This window comes from Stenotrophomonas sp. STEN147, from assembly GCF_056757995.1.
In genome coordinates this window covers 48,695-70,237 of sequence record NZ_JBRRCG010000017.1, presented here as the reverse complement: position 1 = coordinate 70,237, position 21,543 = coordinate 48,695, and the positions used below count along the sequence as shown (strand labels likewise).

Sequence of the window (21,543 nt, the reverse complement as noted above, 5' to 3'; positions counted from 1 at the left end):
GAATGAAACTGTTTGAGATCCTCCTGGTCGTGCTGACCCTGGCCTCGGGCCTGATCCTGCTTGCGGACAAGCTGTACTTCGCCAGGCGCCGCGCCCAGCGTGCAGGCCTGCTCGACACCGAGCCGGTGCTGGTGGATTACTCGCGTGCATTCTTCCCGGTGCTGGCGATCGTGCTGGTCGTGCGCAGCTTCATCGCCGAGCCGTACAAGATCCCGTCCAGCTCGATGATGCCGAACCTGCTGATCGGTGATTTCATCCTGGTCAACAAGTTCGCCTATGGCCTGCGCCTGCCGATCACCAATACCCGCTTCGTACCGGTGGGTGATCCCGCGCGCGGCGATGTGGTGGTGTTCCACTTCCCGGGCCACGGCGACAACGACCCGGCCAAGGGCGAGAACTTCATCAAGCGCGTGATCGGCGTGCCGGGTGACACCGTGGTGTTCGAGGGCGACAGCCTGGTGCTGAACGGCGAGCCGGTGAAGTACGACAACAAGGGCATCTACGCCGGCCACAAGGGCCAGGGTGAGGGCGCCAACCTGCTGGTCGAGCATCTCCCGGGCCGCACCCATACCGTGCTGGAGACCGACTATCCGCGTGGCCAGGGCCAGTGGACGGTGCCGGCCGGCAAGTATCTGGTGATGGGCGACAACCGTGACAACAGCGATGATGGACGCTTCTGGGGGCTGCTGCCGGAAGAGAACCTGCGGGGCAAGGCATTCCTGATCTGGCTGAACTGCCAGGGCTGGTTCTGCAAGGACGGTTTCGAGCCGTCGCGGATCGGCTCGGGCATCAACTGAGCGGGCATCCACTGAGTATTTTCACATCCAACGCGTATCTGGGGAGAACGCAATGAAGACGATGAACACGCAGCGCGGCATCACCCTGACCTCGTTCCTGGTGGTCCTGATCGTGGTCGGTTTCTTCATCTACATCGGCATGAAGCTGTTCCCGATGTACCAGGAGTATTACGCGGTACGCTCGGCGATGAAGAGCCTGGCGAGCCAGCCGGGCGTGGCCAGCATGGAGCCGGCGCGGATCCAGGATCTGTTCTTCAAGCGGCTGTACATCAACTACTCGGACAACGTGAAGCCGGGCAACGTCAAGTTCGATCGTCGCGACAATGGCTGGACCCTCAAGGTCAACTACGAAGTGCGTCGCCCGTTGATCGGCAACCTCGATGTGGTTGGCAAATTCGATTCTTCCCAGGACCTGACCCGAAGCGGTGCCCAGTAAATTCATCCAACGTGGCGACCTGATCGGCCATGCCTTCCGCGACCCGGCGCTGCTCAAGCAGGCGCTGACCCATCGCAGTGCCGGCGTGCCGCATAACGAGCGCCTGGAATTCCTCGGCGACAGCATCGTCAACATGATGGTCGCCGAGGCGCTGTACCAGCGCTGGCCCAAGGCCGACGAGGGCGCACTGACCCGCGCCCGCGCCGAGCTGGTGCGTGAAGGGGCGCTGGCAGTGATCGCCCGCACCCTGCAGCTGGGCGAACGGCTGATCCTGGGCGCGGGTGAGATGAAGTCGGGCGGGCACCGCCGCGACTCGATCCTGGCCGATGCACTGGAAGCGGTGGTGGCCGCGATCTATTTGGACGCCGGTTTTGACGCGTGCCGGGAGACGGTGCTGCCCTGGTTCACGGCCTCGATGGAGGCGCTGCCGGCCACCGGCCGCCCCGAGAAGGACCCCAAGACCCGCCTGCAGGAATGGCTGCAGGCCCGGCAGAAGGCGTTGCCCCAGTACGAACTGGTGTCAGAATCCGGTGACGACCACGCCAAACATTTCCGGGTACGCTGCAACGTGGCCGACCCGGCCGCCAGCACCGAGGGCGAAGGCGCCTCGCGGCGGCTTGCCGAACAACAGGCGGCTGCAGCCGTCCTAGAACAACTGGATTCCAAGTGAGCGAACAAACTTCCCATCATTGCGGCAGCGTGGCCGTCATCGGCCGCCCGAACGTCGGCAAGTCGACCCTGACCAATGCCCTGGTCGGGGCCAAGGTCAGCATCGTCTCCAACCGGCCGCAGACCACCCGCCACCGCCTGCTCGGCATCGCCACCTATCCGGAAGGCCAGCTGGTGCTGGTCGATACCCCCGGCCTGCACAAGGTGCAGAAGCGGGCGATGAACCGGGTGATGAACCGCGCCGCGCGCGGCTCGCTGGAAGGCGTGGATGCAGGCCTGCTGGTGATCGAGGCCGGGCGCTGGGATGACGAAGACAGCCTGGCCTTCAACGTGCTGCGCGATGCCGGCATCCCGGTGGTGCTGGTGGTCAACAAGATCGATCGCCTGAAGGACAAGGGCGCGCTGCTGCCGTTCCTGCAGGAGGTGACCGCCGGCCGTGATTTCGCCGCCGTGCATCCGATCTCGGCGCAGAAGCGCAACGGCCTGGACGCTCTGGTGCGTGACGTGCTGGAACTGCTGCCGGAAGCCCCGCCGATGTTCGGCGAGGACGAGATCACCGACCGCAGCCAGCGTTTCCTTGCCGGTGAACTGGTACGCGAGCAGCTGATGCGCCAGCTTGGCGAGGAGCTGCCCTATGCCACCACCGTGGAGATCGAGCGCTTCACCGAGGATGGCAATCTTCTGCGCATCGGCGCGGTGATCTGGGTCGAGCGGGAAGGCCAGAAGGCCATCGTGATCGGCAAGGGGGGCGCGCGCCTGAAGGAGATCGGGGCCAAGTCGCGCCTGCAGATGGAGCGTCTGTTCGGTGCCAAGGTGTTCCTGGAAACCTGGGTGCGCGTACGTGAAGGCTGGTCCGACGACGAGGCCGCGCTGAAGGCCTTCGGTTACGAGTAAGCCACGGCGATCGCTTCGGTGATCATCGAGGACGACACGGGGTTCGTGCTGCATGCACGGGCCTATCGCGAAACCAGCCTGCTGGTGGAGGTGCTGAGCGCGGAGCATGGCCGGATCGGCCTGCTTGCGCGCGGCGTGTCCACGGCCAAGGGCCAGGTGTTGCGCGCGGCCCTGCAGCCGCTGCAGTGGATCCGCTTCAGCGCACAGCAGCGCGGCGAACTGGCGCAGCTGCGTGCCGCCGAAGCGCTGGACGCGGCGCCGCGGCTGGTCGGCCAGGCCATGCTGGCCGGCTTCTACCTGAGTGAACTGACGCTGCGGCTGGCGCCACGCCAGGATCCGTTGCCGGAAGTGTATCTGGCGTACGGCGAGGCACGCGCGCGGCTGGCAGTGGGCGCCGGACTGGCCTGGACGCTGCGCCGCTTCGAGCGCGAGCTGCTTGCCGCACTGGGGCTCGGTTTCGATCTGGAAAGCGCCAGCGATGGTCAGCCGATCGATCCGGCGGCGCGTTATGCGCTGGATCCGCAGGAAGGGCCGCAACGGCTGCTCAGCGAGCGCGGTGGAGAGCGCAGTGCGGCGGCCACCGGTTCGGCGCTGTTGGCGCTGGCCGCCGACGAGGAGCCGGGGCCTGCCGATCTGGCGAGCCTGCGGCTGCCCATGCGGCGGGTGCTGGCGCACCACCTGGGGCCACGGGGGCTGAAGTCCTGGGAGCTGCTGGAGCAGTTGGCCCCCCGGCGGTAGAGGATTGCGGGCCGATGGGGTCAGATCCGTTTTCCGCAGGGAAAGGCATCTGACCCCGGATTGATTTCGATATCCGACGGGGCAGGGCGCACCCGTGCCGGGCAACCCTCAGTGCAGCAGTGCCGCCACCGCGGCGCGGAAGCCCGCTTGTGCCAGGTCCGACTCCGGCATGTGGTGCAGCTGGCGCACCGCGCGGCCCAGCCGTGCGGCACCGACGAAGCCGCAGCTTGCCTGCAGCCGATGCAGCTGGCTGCGCAGCTGGCGTTCGTCATGCTGGTCCACGGCCTGCTCCACCGCATCGCGGACGCCCGGCAGTTCCGCGAGGAACAGCTCGCGCAGGGCGATCAGGTGGTTGCGCTGGCCATTGAGAGCGGCCAGAGCGGCGGTCTCGTCCCAGTCCTGCCCGTTCAGCTCGATCGCAGCGGGGGCCGGAGCGACGGCGATGCCGGCCGGCGAGTTGACCAGGGCGCGGCGGACCGCCTTCAGCAACTGGTCGCGGCCGAGCGGTTTGACCAGGGTATCGCTGAAACCGGCCTCACGCAGGCGCGCATGGATGGACGTGTCGCCGTCGGCGGTATGCGCCAGGGCAGGCGTGTCCGGATGCGAACGGCGCAGTTCGCGCAGCAGCTGCGCGCCATTGCCGTCGGGCAGGTTGACGTCGATCAGCCACAGGTCGTGGGCCCCGGGCTCGGCGCTTGCCAGGGCACTGGCAAGGGAGTCCGCGGTATCGACGTCCGCCGGCAGGGTTTCCAACGCCGCCTTGAAAAACCCGCGGCTGATGATGTCGTCCTCGACAAGCAGGAAGCGGGGCCGACCGGCCCGCGGGGTCATCTGCATCAGGGGCTGCCTCCATGTCAGCTGGTTGACATCATCAAGCACGGCGGCGGCTGGCGCAAGCGGCGGCAGGCCCCGCCGGTCAGGATCTGCGACAATACGCGCCCATTTTCGCCCGCAGCCTGTTGCCACGTGGCCCGATCCCGCTCCCGCATCGACCGTACCCCGTTCCAGACCGAGATCCTCGACCTCAGCCATGATGGTCGCGGCGTCGCCCGCCGTGAAGGCGAAGGTGGCAAGGTCACCTTCATCAGCGGCGCTCTGCCGGGCGAAGTGGTCATGGCTGAACAGACCGCCCGCAGCCGCCATTTCGACGAAGCACGCACCGTGGAAGTGCTGCAGGCCTCGCCACAGCGGGTGACGCCGAAGTGCCCGCATTTCGGCACCTGCGCCGGCTGCGTGCTGCAGCACCTGGATGAAGACCAGCAGATCGTTGCCAAGCAGCGCGTGCTGATGGACAACCTGGAACGCATCGGTCACGTGAAGCCGGGCCGCGTGCTGCCACCGCTGGTCGGCGACAGCTGGGGTTACCGCCGCAAGGGGCGCTTCTCGGTGCGCCGCGTCGAGAAGAAGGACAAGACCCTGGTCGGCTTCCGTGAACAGGACCCGCGCTTCGTCGCCGATCTCAGCCAGTGCCTGACCGTGATCCCCGAAGTGGGCACCAGGGTGCAGGCGCTGTCGACCTTCATCGAGTCGCTCGACGGCAAGCGCGACATCCCGCAGATCGAGTTCATCGGAGGTGACCAGGCCATCGCGCTGACCGTGCGTCATCTGCAGCCGCTCAGTGATGCCGACCGCGCCGCATGGGCCAGCTTCGGCCAGCAGCACGGATTCGCCATCTACCTGCAACCCGGTGGCGTGGACACCGTCCATCCGCTGGACGGGCAGGGCGTGCCGCTGTCGTTCCGGCTGGCGCCGTGGGATGTCGAACTGGCATTCCGGCCACTGGATTTCATCCAGGTCAATGCCAAGCTCAACGAGAAGATGATCGCTCACACCTTGGATCTGCTGGAGCCGGGTGAGGACGAGCGCGTGCTGGACCTGTTCTGCGGGCTTGGCAACTTCACCCTGCCGCTGGCGCGCCGCGTGCGCGAGGTGGTGGGCGTGGAAGGCGACGCGGGCCTCGTTGCCCGCGCACGTGAGAACGCCGAGCGCAACGGGCTGGGCAACGCCCAGTTCCACAGCGCCGACCTGACCCAGGACCAGCGCGCCACGCCGTGGATGCGCCAGGGCTTCGACAAACTGTTGCTGGACCCGCCGCGCTCGGGCGCGATCGAGGTGCTGCAGCAGCTGCCGTTGAAGCAGTTCAAGCGCATCGTGTACGTCAGCTGCCATCCGGGATCGCTGGCCCGGGACGCGGGCTACCTGGTGAATGAGCAGGGCTTCACCCTGGTCAGTGCCGGCGCCATGGACATGTTCCCGCACACCGCGCACGTGGAAAGCATCGCGGTGTTCGAAAAGCGCTGACCCGCTGTCATGCCCATCGCGCATAATGGCGCGATGGGCATCGAGATCGAACGCAAATTCCTCGTCAGCAGCGACGGCTGGCGTGCAGCCGCACACCGGGTGATTCCGATGGCGCAGGGCTACATCAACGATCTGGGCGCGCTCGACAGCGGCCGCCAGAACGCGTCCGTGCGGGTGCGCATCGAAGGTGAGCACGCCGCGCTGAACCTGAAGTCGCGCACGATCGGCCATACCCGCCAGGAGTTTGATTACCCGATTCCGGTGGAGGATGCGCGCGCGCTGCTGGCGCTGTGCGTGGGGGGCCTGATCGACAAGCGTCGCCACCTGGTCGAGCATGCCGGCCTGACCTGGGAAGTCGATGAGTTCCTGGGTGACAACGCCGGCCTGGTGGTGGCCGAAGTCGAGCTGGAAAGCGCCGGGCAGGCCATCGCCCTGCCGGACTGGGCCGGCGCGGAGGTCACCGACGACCCGCGCTACTACAACGTCGCACTGGCCAGTCATCCCTATTCACGCTGGTGAAAGGGGCGTTCCCCTTTTTTCGGGGCGCCCGGACCCCATGTCGGTGGGATGAGAATCGACATCTACTCCGACGTGGTCTGTCCCTGGTGCTGGATCGGCAAGCACCGTTTCCAGCAGGGGGTGCAGTTGCTGGGGGCCGACGCCCCAGCACTCGACATCCACTGGCAGCCGTTCCAGCTGGACCCGGATGCGGGCACCACGCCGGTGCCGCTGCGCGAGGCGTATGCGCGCAAGTTCGGCGGTGTCGAGCGCACAGAGCAGATTCTCGGCCAGACCCAGGCCACCGCCCGTGGTGAAGGCCTGCCCATGGACTTCAGCCAGGGCCAGGTGCGGGTGACCACCCTGCCAGCGCACCGGCTGCTGTGGCTGGCCGGCCAGCACGGTGTGCAGGACGCGGTTGGAGAGGCGCTGTTCCGCGCCCATTTCGAGCACGGCCAGAATCTGGCGGACACAGAGGTGCTGACCCGGGCCGGTGTGGCAGGCGGATTGGATGCGGCAGAGATCGCCCAGATGCTGGCCTCCTCACGGGGCCTGGCCGAGGTCGAGGCGGGACTGGCGCAGGCCCGTGCGCTGGGTATTTCCTCGGTGCCGACCTTCGTCATCGAGGGCCGCTGGGCGATCTCCGGCGCCCAGCCTCCGGAAGCCTTCGCCCAGGCGCTGCGGCAGATCGCGGCGGAGCAGGGCACGGCAACCGGACGCAGTGGCGACGACGCCTGTGGTGCGGACGGCTGCAGGGTCTGACCCTTCGAGGGGCGCGCGATGGACGCCCCCACCTGCGTCCAACGGCCGGTTCTGCGACAATGCGGCACTGCGCCATGCGGGCGCCCGTTGTGGAGAACGACCATGCTGCTGATCGGCGTTGCCGGCACTGAACTGACCACCCAGGAACGCGACTGGCTGCAGCACGATGCCGTTGCCGGGGTGGTGCTGTTCACGCGCAACTTCGCCTCCCGCCAGCAGGTGAGCGAGCTCAGCGCCGCGATCCGCGAGGCTGCGCCGCGCCCGCAGCTGATCTGCGTCGACCAGGAAGGCGGTCGCGTGCAGCGTTTCCGCAAGGGCTACAGCGAGCTGCCGCCGCTGCAGGAGATCGGTGCCGGCTATGCGAAGGATCCCGGCGCCGCGTTGGCGCTGGCCGAGCAGCACGCTTGGCTGATGGCCAGCGAAGTGCGCGCCAGTGGCGTGGACCTGAGCTTTGCCCCCGTGGTCGACCTGGGCCGTGGCAACCTTGCGATCGGCAACCGCGCTTTCAGTGAAGACCCGCAGGTCGTGGCTGCGTTCACCGAGGCCTACGTACGCGGCATGCACGCGGCCGGCATGGCGGCCACCCTCAAGCATTTTCCCGGCCATGGCACCGTGCTGGAAGACACCCACGTCGATACCGCGGTCGATCCGCGGACGCTGGACGAACTGCGCGCGCAGGACCTGGTGCCGTTCCGGGCCGGTGTTGCCGCCGGTGCCGACGCCGTGATGATGGCGCACGTGATCTACCCGCAGGTGGCGCCGGAACCGGCCGGCTATTCGCCGCGCTGGATCCAGGAGGTGCTGCGTGGCGAGCTGGGCTTCCGCGGCGTGGTGTTCTCCGACGACATCGGCATGGCCGCTTCGCACCATGCCGGTGGCGTTGCGGCACGCGTGCACGCGCACCTGGATGCGGGCTGCGACGTCGTGCTGGTCTGCCATCCGGAGCTGGTCGATGAAGCCCTGCACGCGGTGCAGGGACGCTCCCTCAATACCGCTGCGCTGCTTGGCCTGCTCGGCCGCGGCGCGCTTGGCTGGGATGGCCTGCTGGCCGATGCCCGCCATGGCGACACTCAATCCCGTCTGCTTGAAACCCTTGGAAGAACCGTCTGATGCCGAACCTCACCATTTCCCAGGCCCTGGCCCAGGCCGACCTGCTGGTTGACCGCCCCACCATCGACAAGGCCATCGCCGGTATCGCCGACGCCATCGCGCGCGATTACAAGGGCGAGGTGCCGCTGTTCCTGTCGATCATGCACGGTGCGCTGCCGTTCGCCGGCCAGCTGGCGCTGGAGCTGGGTGCGCGTGGCCAGGACGTACAGTTCGATTACCTGCACGCCACCCGCTATCGCGGTGAAACCACCGGCGGCGACCTGGTGTGGAAGCACAAGCCGGCCACCGCGCTGTTCGGCCGCCGTGTGCTGCTGGTCGATGACATCCTCGATGAGGGCTACACCCTGCAGGGCGTGCGCACCTGGTGCCTGGAACAGGGCGCGACCGACGTGCGCATCGCGGCGATGACGGTGAAGAAGCACGATCGCGGGCTGCCGGATGTGACGGCTGACTACGCCGGCATCGAACTGCCCGACCGCTACGTGTTCGGTTTCGGCATGGACGTCAACGAGACCCTGCGCTGCGTGCCGGCCATCTACGCGATGAAGGAATAACAGGCACGGCCGTCCGCGGCCGTCCTTTGCCGCCGCCGGCATCCTCGGGTGCCGGCGTTCGTCTTTCTCTGGAGTGCTTTCGATGCAACAGATCGCCCTGGCCGTGATCGGCGGTACCGGTGTCTACAACCTGGCCAAGCTCGACGATGTGCAGACCCACGAGGTCGAGACCCGCTTCGGCCGTCCCTCCGGCCCGGTGCGCGTGGGCACGCTGCTGGGCAACCGCGTGGCCTTCCTTGCGCGCCATGGCGAGGGCCACTCGCTGCCGCCGCACAAGATCAACTACCGCGCCAATCTGGCTGCGCTGCAGCAGATCGGCGCCCAGCGCGTGCTGGCGCTGAACACCGTCGGCGGCATCACCGAGCAGGTCGGGCCGCGCGTGCTGGCCTGCCCGGACCAGATCATCGACTACACCTGGGGCCGGATCAGCACGATCTGTGAAGAAGAGGGTACCGAAGTGCTGCATGTGGACTTCGGCCACCCGTACACGCCGATGCTGCGGAGCAAGATTCTGGCCGCGGCCAAAGTGACGGGTGTCACGGTCCATGACGGTGGCTGCTACGGTGCGACGCAGGGGCCGAGGCTGGAAACCATCGCGGAAATCGCCCGCATGCGGCGCGATGGCTGCGATCTGGTGGGCATGACCGGAATGCCCGAAGCCGCGCTGGCGCGGGAGTTGGGGCTGGATTACGCGTGCCTGGCGATCGTGGCGAACTGGGCCGCGGGCTGTGGTGATGGCGAGGAGATCACGATGGCCGAAGTGCTGGCCAATGTGCAGGCGGCGAGCAATGGACTTCCGGAACTGATCGGCGAATTGGCACGGGGGTGATTGTCTTCGCCGAGCAAGCTTTGCATACTCAGCCGGTACGCGGGTTCAGCGTACACCACCCATTCATTGCATAAGGTCTCGCATCACCATGCCGAACGGTACCGTCAAGTGGTTCAACGACGCCAAGGGATTTGGCTTCATCTCGCCGGAGGATGGCAGCGCCGACGTGTTCGCGCACTTCTCCGCCATCAACTCCAAGGGCTTCCGCAGCCTGCAGGAAGGCCAGCGTGTCACCTATGACGTGACCCAGGGCCCGAAGGGTGCCCAGGCTTCGAACATCACGCCGGCCGAGTGATCCACTCGACAGTGCGTTGAGAACCCCGCTCCGGCGGGGTTTTTTTTTGCGGCCATCGCATGGGACCAGTTCCAGGCCGCGCGTGGGCGGGCCGTCCTGTGGGCGAAGTAAAGGAGGAGGCGACGGTCGAAGGCCGGCGCCGGGGGACATTCGCCGGCAGGGCGGCCCGCCCGCGCGCGGCCTGGAGAACGCTCCGGATCCGGCTGGGGCACAATGTGCGGATGACGGAACGACTTCGCATTGCCGTGATTGGATACGGCACCGCTGGCCAGGCGATGGCCATCCTGCTGACCCGCGACGGGCACGACGTGGAGATCTTCGAGCGCGTGCCGACCCCTGGGCCGGTCGGCGCCGGTTTCCTGCTGCAGCCCAGCGGCCTGCAGGTGCTGTGGCAGATGGGACTGCTGGAGGCCGTGCGCGCGCATGCCGCGCCGGTGCATCGGCTTTATGGCGACACGCCGTGCGGACGTGCGGTGATGGACATGGGCTATGGCGGCCTCGATGTCCGCCTGCATGGTCTGGGCATGCAGCGCGGCGCCCTGTTCTCGCTGCTGGACCAGGCCCGCGATGGCGCCGGCCAACTGCATGCGGGGACCACCATCGACGCGGTCGATACCGCGCGGGGGCAACTGCGCGACAACGAAGGCCGCACGCATGGCCCGTTTGACCTGGTGGTGGCGGCCGACGGCGCAGCGTCGTCCCTGCGCGCGACCATTGCCGGCGGCGCTGGCCTCGACCGCGTTTATCCTTGGGGTGCATTGTGGTGCCTGCTGCCGGCCGGAGAGTGGCCGCACGTGCAGCAGCTGCGCCAACGCTACGTCGCCGCACGCAAGATGATCGGCCTGTTGCCGGTGGGCACGCGTCCGGGTGATGACACGCCGCGCCTGAGTTTTTTCTGGAGCCTGCCACGCGCCGACTTCGCGCGCTGGGAAGATGAAGGCATGCAACCCTGGCTGCAGGAACTGCATGCGCTCTGGCCCGAAGCCAGCGCACGCTTCGATCACCTGCACGATGCCGGCCAGCTGTCCCGGGCGGTTTACCGCGATGCGGTGATGACCCGCTGGCATCAGGGCCGCATGGTCCTGGTCGGCGATGCAGCGCACGCGATGAGCCCGCAGCTGGGCCAGGGGGTGAACATGGCGCTGCTCGATGCGCTGGCGCTGCGTGACGCGCTGCGTGTGCATGGCGCCGGTGAGACGGCACTGCAGGCCTACCAGGCGCAGCGACGTGCGCATGTGGCGGTGTACCAGCGCTGGAGCCGCTGGCTGACCCCGCTGTTCCAGTCTGATCGCGATGCGTGGGCCAAGGCGCGTGACGCGCTGCTCGGTCCGATGGGGCGGCTGCCGGGGGGACGCGGGCACATGCTGCGGGTGCTCAGCGGAACCCAGCACGGCTGGTTCGGTTCGCTTGCTCTGGATCCAGCGTTCCTCGAAGCGCTGGCCCGGCCGCCCGTTGCGCTTGCCACGCAGGCTGCCACGGCGGCTGCGTGAATCGCATCATCACGTGAATTAACGGTTACCTCACCGCGTCTGTGCGACAAGAGTGAAGCACGCCACAGCGGCGTCGCCCGTTTTCCTCTCCGTGATCTAACATCGCGTGGCCCGGGTGGCGCCGCCGTCGCGGCCTGCTGCGGCCCGGATGTGCTGCGAGTTCACGAGGAGGACGCCATGTTGTTCGCGGTCGAAGAGCTGGAATCGGAAATCTGCAAGCTGCGGGGATTGCTGCAGATGCTGCACGAGGACCAGCCCGACGTTCTGGAGGATGTGTTCGAGTTCCATGTGGGCAGCCTGATCAGTCATGCGCTGCCGGAACACCACACGCACATCCGCGCCTGCGCGCAGGAAATGCTGTCGGCCGTCCAGGCACTGCCGCGCCGGCAGAGCAACGACACGCCCGATTTCCATCTGATGCCGGCGCTGGTGGGCGTCCGGCCGGCCTGACTGTCGCGCCCGCTGGCCTTACCGGGCAGGCATCGCCACCAGACCCTGTTCGACACAGGCGATGCGCCGTTCACCCTGCGCCGGTGCGATGACCCAGCCGCCGGTGAAGGCGGAGAATGCCGGCAGCACCGTCAATCCTTCGCGGAGCCAGAACGCCGGAAAGCGGCGGCGCAGCGCCGGCAGTGCGATCTGCGGATGGATATGGCCGGCAATGACGTGCACCGCGGGCACGTGCCGTGGTTCATGGCACAGCAGGACTGCGCCCAGCTGCACCTCGTCATGCAGTTCCACCTGCAGCGCCGCGTGCGGCAGGTGCCGATCATGATTGCCGCGTATCACATGCACCGCCAGCGCGGAGTGCTGCTCTCGCCATCCCAGCCATTGCCGGTACCACGCCGCACGATGCGCCGGCCCATGCAGCACATCGCCCAGTATCCACAGCTCGCGGCAAGCCCTGGCCTGCACCAGCCTCTGCAGGCGCTGCAGGTCGTCGCGGGTACCGCCGGACGGCAGCGCGATGCCGGCGCGGCGGAACAGGTCGGCCTTGCCCAGGTGCAGGTCGGCGATCAGCAAGGCCTGCCGGGCCGGCCACCACAGTGCCCGCGCACCGAGCAGCAGCATGGGTTCACCGCCCAGCGTCACGGCCAGCTCATCGGCCATGGCGTCGCTCCAGCTGCTGTGCGGCACGCAGCACGCGGGTGCGCCAGTCTTCATTGCTGAACTGTCCTCGCAGGCGCTCGGCCCACAGCGGGAAGCCCAGCGGTGTCAGCGAGGCGGGATGCTGCAATGACAGTGACTGCGTGCCGATGCGTTCGAGCACCTGCTGCAGGCCCGGCAGATCCAGGCTGTCCTGCAGCACTTCATGCTCGGCCAATGCCAGCAGCAGATGATCGGGGTCGTGCTCACGCAGCACGTCGAACAGCAGTCCGGCCGAGGCCTGCAACTGGCGCAGCGAGCGCGGCGCGCCACCGGGCAGGCTGGGTACGAGCAGGCCAGCGACGCGTGCGATTCCGCGGAACTGGCGTCGCGCGAGCTCGCCCAGATTGACGGCGGCACGCAGGTCCTCAAGCAGCTGATCGGCCGCGAACAGTTCCTTCCATTGCTCCGCCTGCAGCTCGATCGGCTGCGTCGGTGCCAGCACCAGCCCGTGGTCATTGACGGCATAGCCGATGCTGTTGCGCTGCCGGCGCGTGCAGCGCAGCGCCAGCAACGCCGCCAGTGCCTCGTGGATGTGGCGTCCGGCAAAGGGATAGACGAACACGAACTGGCCTTCGCGGCGCCGCACGTCCTCCAGCAGCAGGTGCGCAGGCGATGGCCGGGCAGACAGGCGCGACTGCAGTGCCATCAGAGGGGCCAGCCAGCGCGACTCGGCGCTGTCGTCCGCGCCGGACAGCACTGCTTCCAGTTCGCGCCCGAGCGGCATCGACAGGGGCAGCTGGCCACCCTGCCAGCGCGGGACGGTGCCTTCACCGCCCTTGCGGGCCAGGCGCACATAGGCGGTCATGTCGCGCAGCTGCACCAGCTCCAGCATGCGCCCGGCGAACTGGAATCGATCGCCTCTGCGCAGGCGGCTGGCGAACTGTTCTTCCACCGAGCCGAGGCCACCGCCGCGCAGGAACTGCACACGCACGGCGCCATCGCTGCTGATGGTGCCGATCGACAAGCGATGGCGCAGGGCCTGGCGGCGGTCGTGCACGCGATGGTAGCCGTCCGCGTCGAGCACCACCTTGTGGAAGTCCGGGTACTGCGCCAGTGCCCGTCCCCCCTGCACGATGAAGTCCAGGACAGCCTGCCATTGCGCGTCGCCCAGCTGCGCGAATGCGTGCGTGCGCCTCACCTGCGCCAGCAGCGAGCGGCTGGTGAATCCCCCCGCCAACGCGCGGCTGACCGCGTGCTGGGCGAGCACGTCCAGCGACAGGGTTGGCGGTCGCCTGGCTTCAACCACGCCGTCGCGCAGCGCGCGGCGCACGGCGGCGTACTCGGCCAGTTCCAGCGCATGGCTGGGCACGCACAGGATTCTGCCGCTGGCGCCGGGGCGATGCCTGGCACGGCCGGCGCGCTGGCGCAGCCGCGCCACGCCCTTCGGACTGCCAAGCTGCAGTACCTGGTCCACTTCGGGAAAATCGACGCCCAGATCGAGGCTGGAGGTGGCAACCACGCAGCGCATCGCACCGGCGCGCAGGCCGTCTTCCACCTGCTGCCGCAGTGCGGGGTCCAGCGAACCGTGGTGCAGCGCCAGCGTGGCGGCATCCTCCGGCCACACCGCCGCCAGCGCCTGGTGCCACAGTTCGGCCTGCGCCCGCGTGTTGGTGAACAGCAGGCTGCTGCGCGCGGCCATCAGCGCTTCCAGCACGCGCGGAAGCTGCGCCAGGCCAAGATGTCCGGCCCAGGGAAAGCGCTCGCCCGGTGCCGGCAGCAGGCTGCTGACGGTGACCGGACGCTGGCGCGCGCCTTCGACGATGGGTGCGTCCGGCCGGTCCGGCAGCAGCACGTCGCGCGCCTGCGGCAGATTGCCCAGCGTGGCCGACAATCCCCACAGCTGCAACGCAGGCGTGGTGTCGCGCAGCAGTGCAAGATTCAGCTGCAGCAGCACGCCGCGCTTGTTGCCCAGCAGTTCATGCCATTCGTCGACCACCACGCAGCGCAGCTGATGCATGCGTGGCAGGGTATCGGGGTAGGTGAGCAGCAGTGCCAGTGATTCGGGCGTGGTCACCAGCACGTCGATGCGCCCTTCGCGCGCCAGGCGCCGCTCGCGCTGGCTGGCGTCGCCGCTGCGCAGGCCCACGCGCCACCCCAGGCCCAGGCCATCGACGACCGATTGCAGTGCGCGTGCGGTGTCGCTGGCCAGGGCACGCAGCGGGGTCACCCACAGCACCTGCAATGGGCGCACCGCGCTGGGGCGGGCGGGTGCGGGCGCGGGCGCGATCATCGCCTGCAGCAGCGGTCCGCCGAACATCGCCAGCGTCTTGCCGCTGCCGGTGGGGGTATGCAGCAGGCCCGATTCGCCTGCCAGGTAGTGACGCCACATGGCGCGCTGGAAGGGCAGGGGTTTCCAGCCGCGGCTGGCGAACCAGCCGTTCAGCCGCTGCAGGGCCTCGCTCCGCGTCATCGTGCCAGGGCCTGCAGCGTCGCCAGCTGATCGGCCTCGCTGGCCGGCTTGTCGTGGCGCCAGCGCAGGATGCGCGGAAAACGCACGGCGATTCCCGATTTGTGCCGTGCACTGCGGTTGACCGCCTCGAAGCCGAGTTCGAACACCTGCTCGGCGCGGACGCTGCGTACCGGCCCGAAGCGCTCGCGGGTGTTGGCGCGGATCCAGCGATCGAGGGCGAGGATTTCCTGGTCGTCCAGTCCCGAGTATGCCTTGGCCACCGGAACCAGCGCATCGCCGTCCCATACGCCGAAGGTGTAATCGGTGTACAGCGTGCTGCGCCGGCCATGGCCGGCCTGTGCGTACAGCAGCACGGCGTCGATGGTGAGTGGATCGACCTTCCACTTCCACCAGTCACCACGGCGCCGGCCGGACTGATACGCCGAGCTGCGGCGCTTCAGCATCAGGCCCTCCACGCCGCGCTCGCGCGCCGCGTCGCGCAGCGCGGCCGCCCGTGCCCAGTCCCCGGCGGGCACCTCCGGCGACAGCTGGATGCGCGCATCGCCGAGCGTGCCGAGCAGTTCCGCCAGCTGCACGCGCCGCTGCTGGAGCGGCAATGCGCGCAGGTCGTTGCCGTCGCGTTCGAGCAGGTCGTAGGCCAGCATCCGCACCGGCGTCGTACGCAGCGTGGTGGCGCCCGGCTTGCGGCGCTGGATGCGGGTCTGCAGGGCGGTGAAGGCTTTCGGAAGATCGGCCGGCTCATCCCAGGCCAGCAGTTCGCCATCCAGCACCGATCCCTCCGGCAGCAGTGCGGCGGCCTGCTCGATCTCGGGGAACCGGCCGTCCAGGCGCTCTTCGCCACGCGACCACAGCGCCACCTCGCCGCGACGACGCAGCAGCTGCAGGCGGATGCCGTCCCATTTCCATTCCAGCAGCCAGTCGTCGATGCTGCCCAGGCGATCACCGGGCTCACCTTCCAGCGGCGAAGCGAGGAAGAACGGATACGGCTGCTGACGGTCCAGCGGCAGTTCTTCCGGCGACAGCAACTGTGCGAGCAGGGTGGGCGAGGGCACCCAGGTGCCCAGCATGCGCTGCGCGATGCGCGCGATGTCCAGCCCGGACAGTTCGGCCAGTGCCTGCTGGACCAGCCGCTGCGACACGCCGACGCGCAGTGCACCGGTCAGCAGCTTGTTGAACACCAGGCGCTCGTTCGCGGGCAGCTGGCGCCAGCCCTCGACCACGGCTGCACGTCGCTCGGGCTCGGGCTGATTGGCCACGGCCAGCAGATGCTGTTCGATCCAGTCGGCCAGAGGGCGGTCCGGCGCCATTGCCGTTGGGTCGTCCAGCAGCAGGGTCAGCGTCTCTGCCAGATCGCCGACCTGCGCATAGCTGTCCTCGACCAGCCACGCAGGCAGTCCGGCTTCCTCGCCGATCCAGCGGCGCAGCTCGCCGCTGGCAGCGATCTTCCGGCGCGCACCCCCGACCTTGCCACCACTGAGCAGGAACAGGGCCCAGGCCGCATCGTGCGGTCGCGCGTGACGGAAGTAATCGACCATCGCCGCGCGCTTGTCCAGCGTGGCGGTGCTGCGATCGAGGCGTTGGTACAGCGCGGCGAAGGCCTTCATTCCTCGCTCCCGAAATCGGTGCGGAAAGCCTCCGCGGCGACACCGCGTTCGCGCAGGAACGGAATCAGCGCATCGGTGTTGCCATGCGTCGCGATGACGCGTCGTGCGCCGGTCTGCTCGATGGTACGCAGCAACGCGGGCCAGTCGGCGTGGTCGGAGATCACGAAGCCACGATCGACGTTGCGGCGCCGGCGGTTTCCGCGCAGCTGCATCCAACCGGAGGCGAAACCCAGCTGGTGGCGCCCGAAGCGGCGCAGCCAGGGCGTGCCGGCGGCCGAGGGCGGGGCGAGGATCAGCCGTCCGGCCGCATCGGCCTGGCGCCCCTGTTCGGCGACGGCGATCGTGTCCAGCATCGGGATGCCCGCAGCGCGATAGACGGCCACGCCATTGGCGATGGCACCGTGCAGCCATGCCGGCGGTTCGCCCCGTGCCAGCAGCTCGGCCAGCACGCGCTGGGCCTTGCCCAATGCGTAGCAGAGCAGGACGGCGGCTTCGCCGCGCTGCGCGCATTCCTCGCGCCAGGACGCGATCTCGGCAGCCACGGCTGCGGTGTCCGGCCAGCGGTAGATGGGCAGGGCGAAGGTCGCCTCAGTGATGAAGGTATCGCAGGGCACCACTTCGAACGGCGTACAGGTGGGGTCGGGCTGGCGCTTGTAGTCACCGGAGGCGACCCACACCTGCCGGCCATCATCGATGCGCACCTGCGAGGAGCCGAGCACATGACCGGCCGGATGCAGCGACACCTGCACCCGGCCCAGCGCAAAGGGTGCGCCCTCGGCATGCGCGTGCAGCGGTACGTCGCCCAGCCGCCAGCGCAGGATCGGCGCGCTGCCCGTGCTGCAGTGGTATTCGCCCATGCCCGGGCGCGCGTGGTCACCATGGCCATGGGTGATGACCGCGCGCGGCACCGGCCGCCAGGGATCGATGTGGAAATCGCCAGCAGCGCAGTACAGCCCTTCCGGGCGCAGCACCACAAGATCGTCGTTGCCTGCCATGGCTGCACTGTGGCGCGCGGCTCGTGCACGGGGTGAGAACCGGCCTGAACGCGGGCTTGGCGCAGCATGCGGCACAATCGGATCGCATACCTCTTGCCGCCGGATGGATCGCATGAGTGGACCGGGTTTCAGCAGCACTGCCCCCTTCGAGACCCATGTGGTGCTCAATCAGCCGCCACCGTTCGCCGGGCGCCAGCTGTGGACCGATGACGCAGCGTTGATGGAGGCGGTGCATCGCGAAGGCGCCGCAGCCTTCGTCCCGCGCCTGGCGCAGTACGGTGCGCTGGCCGGTGACGAGCTGTACCGGCTCGGATTCGATGCCAACCGCGACCGCCCGCGCCTGCGCACCCACGACGCGCAGGGGCATCGCATCGATACGGTGGAGTTCCATCCGGCCTACCACCAGCTGATGACCGCCGCGAAGGCGCATGGCGTGGCCGGCCTGTCCTGGCATGAGCCGCAGCCGGGTGCGCATGTTGCACGCGCGGCGCTGAGCTATCTGCACCACCAGGCCGAGGCCGGTACCAGTTGCCCGTTGACGATGACCCATGCGGCGGTAGCGGTGCTGCGGTCGCAGCCGAACCTGGCCGAGTGGGCGCGCAAGGCCGCCGCACCGGTGTACGACCCGCGCGACGTACCGGTGGCCGACAAGGCCGGCATCACCCTGGGCATGGGCATGACCGAGAAGCAGGGGGGCTCGGATGTGCGCGCCAACACCACGCGAGCAGAGCCCATCGACGGCGAGCGCTATCGGCTGGTCGGCCACAAGTGGTTCTTCTCGGCACCCATGTGCGATGGCTTCCTCGTGCTGGCGCAGGCACCGGGCGGACTGACCTGTCTGCTGATGCCGCGCCGGCTTGCCGATGGCGACCGCAATGCATTCCGCCTGGTGCGGCTGAAGGACAAACTGGGCGATTGGGCCAACGCGTCCAGCGAGGTCGAGTTCTGCGGCGCGCAGGCGTGGCGGGTGGGCGAAGAGGGGCGTGGCGTGGCCACCATCATCGGCATGGTGATGATGACCCGCCTGGACTGCATGCTGGGTGCCGCAGCGGAAATGCGCATGGCGCTGGCGCAGGCGCTGCACCATGCCCGCTACCGCCGCACCTTCGGCCGGTTGCTGGTGGAGCACCCGTTGATGGCCAACGTGCTGGCCGACCTCGCACTGGAATCGGAAGCGGCGACGGTGCTGTCGATGCGCATCGCGCGTGCGGTGGACCGTGCGTCCTTCGATGCCGGCGAGGCGGCGCTGGCCAGGCTGGGCACGGCGCTGGGCAAATACTGGGTGTGCAAGCGGGCGGCGACCTTCGTCAACGAGGCGCAGGAATGCCTGGGCGGCGCGGGCTATGTGGAGGAATCAATGCTGCCGCGCCTGTACCGGCAGGCGCCGCTGAACTCGATCTGGGAAGGCAGCGGCAACATCCAGTGCCTGGATGTGCTGCGGGCACTGGCCCGCGAACCGGAGACGCTGGCCGCACTGCAGGGCGAGCTGTCGGCGGTGGCTGATCGCGATGCGCGCTATGCCGCTGCGCTGCAGCGCTGGGTAACGACCCCGGCACCGGAAGAGTCGCAGGCGAGGATGTTCTGCGAGCGCACCGCATTGCTGCTGCAGGCGGCGCTGCTGCTGCGTGCACGCAGTCCGGTGGCGGATGCGTTCATCCGCAGCCGGCTCGGCGGTGAACATGGATGGGTGTTCGGCACCCTGCCGGCCGGGTTGGACCTGTCGGAAATCCTGGCGCGCGCGCTGCCGTAGCGTGGAATTCTGTAGAGCGCCGCAGCGTGGCTGCGGCGCTCTGCAGTACCGGACGCGGCTCAGCGCTTGGCTTCTTCCTTGGCCGCGTTCGCCTTCGCGTCATTTGCGACATCACGCGCCTTGTCGGCGACCTTCTGTGCGGCGTCCGCGGTCGCATCGCTGGCGTGTGCAGCGGCGTCGGTGGCGGCGACCTTGGCCTGGTCAGCAGCATTGGCGGTAGCGTCGGCCGCCTTGTCCAGCGCCTGCTGGGTATCGGCCGCCGCCTGCTCGGATGCAGCTGCCGTCTTGTCGGCGGCCTCGCGGGTAGCTGCGGCGGCCTGGTCGACTGCGTCACGGGCGGCGGCGCCTGCGCTGTCGGCAGCCTGCCGCGCATCCTGGCGGGCCTGTTCGGCTTCCGGGCCCTTGCAGGCGGCCAGGCCGATCAGCAGCGAAGCGGCCAGCAGGGACAGGGTCAGCGAGCGGATCTTCATGGCGGTCTCCGGTAGTGCACTGCGGCAATGGATGGGGACGCCAGCCTATTCACGCCCTTGTGAAGGCGGGGTCGCGGAACGCGATGCAAAGAAAAAGCCGCTGGCGAACCAGCGGCTTTTCCAGAACAGCGTGAAGAAAGAAGTTATTACTTCTTGGCTTCTTCAGCAGCGTCCTTGGCCTGCTCGGCGGTGCCTTCGGCAGCCTTGGCAGCGTCCTTGGCCTGTTCAGCAGCAGCGTCGGTAGCGGCGCCAGCAGCCTGGGCAGCGGCGTCAGCCGAAGCGTCAGCAGCGGTGGCGGCGGTGTCGGCGGCCTGCTGGGCAGCGTCGGCGGTCTGGGCGCCAGCAGCGGCGGCCTGATCGGCAGCAGCCTGGGCTTCGGTGGCGGCTTCGTTGGCCGAAGCAGCGGCGTCCTGGGCAGCTTCCTGCTTCGAGCAGGCGGCCAGGGCCAGAGCCAGGGACATCGCGACCAGCAGCTTGTTGATGCTCATTGTGTGAATCCTCGTCGTTAGATTAGGCAACGCGCAACTGCGCGCCGACAACATGATGACAAGCCACGTTTGGCTGTCAAGCGATCCCGCATTCATTTTTGCGAAATCGCAGTTAAACCTTTTTAAATCAATTCGATGGCAATTGCGGTCGCCTCGCCACCACCGATGCACAGGGTGGCAATGCCGCGCTTGCCACCGCGCGTGCGCAGGGCGTTGACCAGGGTCACCACCAGGCGTGCCCCGGATGCGCCGATCGGATGCCCCAATGCGCAGGCCCCACCATTCACGTTGAGCTTGTCGTGGGGAATGCCCAGTTCGCGCATCGGGGCCATCGCCACCACGGCGAAGGCTTCGTTGATTTCGAACAGATCCACCTGGTCCAGCGACCAGCCGGTCTTCTGCAGCAATGCGTGGATGGCGCCGATCGGTGCGGTGGTGAACCACTCCGGCTCCTGCGAATGCGTGGCGTGGCCGACGATGCGTGCCAGCGGGGTGATGCCGCGGGCCTTGGCGTCTTCCTCGGTCAGCAGCACCACGGCGGCGGCGCCATCGGAAATGCTGGACGAGCTGGCAGCGGTCACGCTGCCGTCCTTCTTGAACGCCGGGCGCAGGGTCGGAATCTTGGCGATGTCCGAGCGGCCGGGCTGTTCGTCGGTGTCGACCTCGACCTCACCCTTGCGGGTGGCCACCTTCACCGCGACGATCTCGTCGGTGAACGCACCGTTGGCCTGCGCGGCCTGCGCGCGCTTGACCGATTCGATGGCGTAGGCGTCCTGCTCCTCGCGGCTGAACTGATACTTGTCCACGGCGCATTCGGCAAATTCACCCATGGCCTTGCCGTCGTAGGCGTTGACCAGGCCATCGTGGGCCATGTGGTCCACCGCCTGGAAGTTGCCGAAACGGTTGCCGGTGCGCGAGTTGGGCAGCAGGTGCGGCGCGTTGGACATCGACTCCATGCCGCCGGCAACCACGACCTTGGCCGAACCGGCCTTGATCAGGTCATGCCCGAGCATGATGGTCTTCATGCCTGAGCCGCACACCTTGTTGAGGGTGCTGGCACCGACGGACAGCGGGATGCCGGCGGCGATCGCGGCCTGGCGGGCGGGCGCCTGGCCGAGGTTGGCCGGCAGCACGCAGCCCATCAGGACTTCGGAAACGTCGCTGGCCGGGACACCGGACTGCTCCAGCGCTGCGGCGATGGCGGCCGCGCCGAGGGTCGGGGTCGGCACACCGTTGAACTGGCCGAGGAAGGAGCCGATGGCGGTGCGTTTGGCGGCGGCGATGACGATGTTGGACATGGCAAT

The 21,543-nt window shown here is 68.2% G+C and carries 23 protein-coding genes; 15 read left to right on the top strand and 8 right to left on the bottom strand.

Annotation, left to right across the window (positions count from 1 at the left end):
* Window positions 1-2: 2 nt before the first annotated feature.
* From lepB to recO, 5 genes are read left to right on the top strand one after another with little or no spacing between them, the layout of a single operon-like run.
* Window positions 3-797 carry a signal peptidase I gene (gene lepB, locus ACVOKU_RS15475; RefSeq protein ID WP_053520237.1) on the top strand — a complete coding sequence of 265 codons (795 nt, stop codon included), beginning with the start codon at window positions 3-5 and terminating at the stop codon, window positions 795-797.
* Window positions 798-849: 52 nt separating this feature from the next.
* Window positions 850-1,233 (top strand): DUF4845 domain-containing protein, encoded by a 384-nt coding sequence (locus ACVOKU_RS15470; RefSeq protein WP_481560329.1) that lies wholly within the window; start codon window positions 850-852, stop codon window positions 1,231-1,233.
* Window positions 1,223-1,903 (top strand): ribonuclease III, encoded by a 681-nt coding sequence (rnc, locus tag ACVOKU_RS15465; protein WP_053520235.1) that lies wholly within the window; start codon window positions 1,223-1,225, stop codon window positions 1,901-1,903. Before ACVOKU_RS15470 ends, rnc begins: the two co-directional genes overlap by 11 nt.
* Window positions 1,900-2,796, top strand: coding sequence for a GTPase Era (gene era, locus ACVOKU_RS15460; RefSeq protein ID WP_053520234.1), 897 nt, complete (start codon window positions 1,900-1,902; stop codon window positions 2,794-2,796). The genes rnc and era overlap by 4 nt, the downstream gene beginning before the upstream one ends.
* 18 nt (window positions 2,797-2,814) lie before the next feature.
* Window positions 2,815-3,534: a DNA repair protein RecO gene (gene recO, locus ACVOKU_RS15455; protein ID WP_053520233.1), complete on the top strand. Its 720-nt coding sequence runs from the start codon at window positions 2,815-2,817 to the stop codon at window positions 3,532-3,534.
* 108 nt (window positions 3,535-3,642) lie between these two features.
* Here the strand turns inward: recO and ACVOKU_RS15450 are convergent, their stop codons facing one another.
* Complete coding sequence (locus ACVOKU_RS15450; protein ID WP_053520232.1) at window positions 3,643-4,371, bottom strand: response regulator; 729 nt, start codon at window positions 4,369-4,371, stop codon at window positions 3,643-3,645.
* A 129-nt stretch (window positions 4,372-4,500) separates the two neighbouring features.
* Between ACVOKU_RS15450 and rlmD the strand changes: the two genes are divergently transcribed.
* From rlmD to ACVOKU_RS15405, 9 genes are all read left to right on the top strand, one after another.
* The gene (gene rlmD, locus ACVOKU_RS15445) at window positions 4,501-5,835 is read left to right on the top strand and encodes a 23S rRNA (uracil(1939)-C(5))-methyltransferase RlmD (protein WP_481560328.1); all 1,335 of its coding nucleotides are present in this window, start codon (window positions 4,501-4,503) and stop codon (window positions 5,833-5,835) included.
* A gap of 33 nt (window positions 5,836-5,868) precedes the next feature.
* Window positions 5,869-6,354 (top strand): CYTH domain-containing protein, encoded by a 486-nt coding sequence (locus ACVOKU_RS15440; protein ID WP_197571814.1) that lies wholly within the window; start codon window positions 5,869-5,871, stop codon window positions 6,352-6,354.
* A gap of 48 nt (window positions 6,355-6,402) precedes the next feature.
* Complete coding sequence (locus ACVOKU_RS15435; RefSeq protein WP_481560327.1) at window positions 6,403-7,095, top strand: DsbA family oxidoreductase; 693 nt, start codon at window positions 6,403-6,405, stop codon at window positions 7,093-7,095.
* Between the two features lie 102 nt (window positions 7,096-7,197).
* Window positions 7,198-8,205, top strand: coding sequence for a beta-N-acetylhexosaminidase (gene nagZ / locus ACVOKU_RS15430; protein ID WP_481560326.1), 1,008 nt, complete (start codon window positions 7,198-7,200; stop codon window positions 8,203-8,205).
* Window positions 8,205-8,759, top strand: coding sequence for a hypoxanthine-guanine phosphoribosyltransferase (locus ACVOKU_RS15425; protein ID WP_053520227.1), 555 nt, complete (start codon window positions 8,205-8,207; stop codon window positions 8,757-8,759). The genes nagZ and ACVOKU_RS15425 overlap by 1 nt, the downstream gene beginning before the upstream one ends.
* Before the next feature lie 82 nt (window positions 8,760-8,841).
* Window positions 8,842-9,588: an S-methyl-5'-thioinosine phosphorylase gene (locus tag ACVOKU_RS15420; RefSeq protein ID WP_053520226.1), complete on the top strand. Its 747-nt coding sequence runs from the start codon at window positions 8,842-8,844 to the stop codon at window positions 9,586-9,588.
* Window positions 9,589-9,676: 88 nt separating this feature from the next.
* Entirely contained in the window at window positions 9,677-9,883 is a 207-nt protein-coding gene (locus ACVOKU_RS15415; protein ID WP_005410590.1) for a cold-shock protein, read from the top strand.
* A 221-nt stretch (window positions 9,884-10,104) separates the two neighbouring features.
* Window positions 10,105-11,373, top strand: a complete 1,269-nt coding sequence (locus tag ACVOKU_RS15410; RefSeq protein ID WP_065174844.1) for an FAD-dependent oxidoreductase — start codon at window positions 10,105-10,107, stop codon at window positions 11,371-11,373.
* A 177-nt stretch (window positions 11,374-11,550) separates the two neighbouring features.
* Window positions 11,551-11,823 carry a hypothetical protein gene (locus tag ACVOKU_RS15405; RefSeq protein WP_312552029.1) on the top strand — a complete coding sequence of 91 codons (273 nt, stop codon included), beginning with the start codon at window positions 11,551-11,553 and terminating at the stop codon, window positions 11,821-11,823.
* An 18-nt stretch (window positions 11,824-11,841) separates the two neighbouring features.
* On the opposite strand, the gene pdeM is transcribed toward ACVOKU_RS15405, so the two are convergent.
* Genes pdeM through ACVOKU_RS15385 form a run of 4 tightly spaced genes read right to left on the bottom strand, consistent with a single transcriptional unit; the run spans window position 11,842 to window position 17,531 of the window.
* A complete protein-coding gene (gene pdeM, locus ACVOKU_RS15400) occupies window positions 11,842-12,483 on the bottom strand; it encodes a ligase-associated DNA damage response endonuclease PdeM (protein WP_481560325.1) in 642 nt (213 codons plus the stop codon).
* A complete protein-coding gene (locus tag ACVOKU_RS15395) occupies window positions 12,473-14,932 on the bottom strand; it encodes a ligase-associated DNA damage response DEXH box helicase (RefSeq protein WP_481560324.1) in 2,460 nt (819 codons plus the stop codon). Before ACVOKU_RS15395 ends, pdeM begins: the two co-directional genes overlap by 11 nt.
* Window positions 14,929-16,536, bottom strand: coding sequence for an ATP-dependent DNA ligase (locus tag ACVOKU_RS15390; protein WP_481560323.1), 1,608 nt, complete (start codon window positions 16,534-16,536; stop codon window positions 14,929-14,931). The genes ACVOKU_RS15395 and ACVOKU_RS15390 overlap by 4 nt, the downstream gene beginning before the upstream one ends.
* The gene (locus ACVOKU_RS15385) at window positions 16,533-17,531 is read right to left on the bottom strand and encodes a ligase-associated DNA damage response exonuclease (RefSeq protein WP_053519546.1); all 999 of its coding nucleotides are present in this window, start codon (window positions 17,529-17,531) and stop codon (window positions 16,533-16,535) included. Before ACVOKU_RS15385 ends, ACVOKU_RS15390 begins: the two co-directional genes overlap by 4 nt.
* 112 nt (window positions 17,532-17,643) lie before the next feature.
* On the opposite strand from ACVOKU_RS15385, the gene ACVOKU_RS15380 reads away from it, so the two are divergent.
* Window positions 17,644-19,281, top strand: coding sequence for an acyl-CoA dehydrogenase family protein (locus ACVOKU_RS15380; protein ID WP_053519547.1), 1,638 nt, complete (start codon window positions 17,644-17,646; stop codon window positions 19,279-19,281).
* 59 nt (window positions 19,282-19,340) lie between these two features.
* On the opposite strand, the gene ACVOKU_RS15375 is transcribed toward ACVOKU_RS15380, so the two are convergent.
* The 3 genes from ACVOKU_RS15375 to ACVOKU_RS15365 all read right to left on the bottom strand — a co-directional run bounded on the left by ACVOKU_RS15375 (window position 19,341) and on the right by ACVOKU_RS15365 (window position 21,537).
* Complete coding sequence (locus ACVOKU_RS15375; RefSeq protein ID WP_481560322.1) at window positions 19,341-19,751, bottom strand: hypothetical protein; 411 nt, start codon at window positions 19,749-19,751, stop codon at window positions 19,341-19,343.
* Between the two features lie 146 nt (window positions 19,752-19,897).
* Entirely contained in the window at window positions 19,898-20,239 is a 342-nt protein-coding gene (locus ACVOKU_RS15370; RefSeq protein ID WP_053519549.1) for a hypothetical protein, read from the bottom strand.
* A 122-nt stretch (window positions 20,240-20,361) separates the two neighbouring features.
* Window positions 20,362-21,537 carry a thiolase family protein gene (locus ACVOKU_RS15365; protein ID WP_481560321.1) on the bottom strand — a complete coding sequence of 392 codons (1,176 nt, stop codon included), beginning with the start codon at window positions 21,535-21,537 and terminating at the stop codon, window positions 20,362-20,364.
* Window positions 21,538-21,543 lie beyond the last annotated feature (6 nt).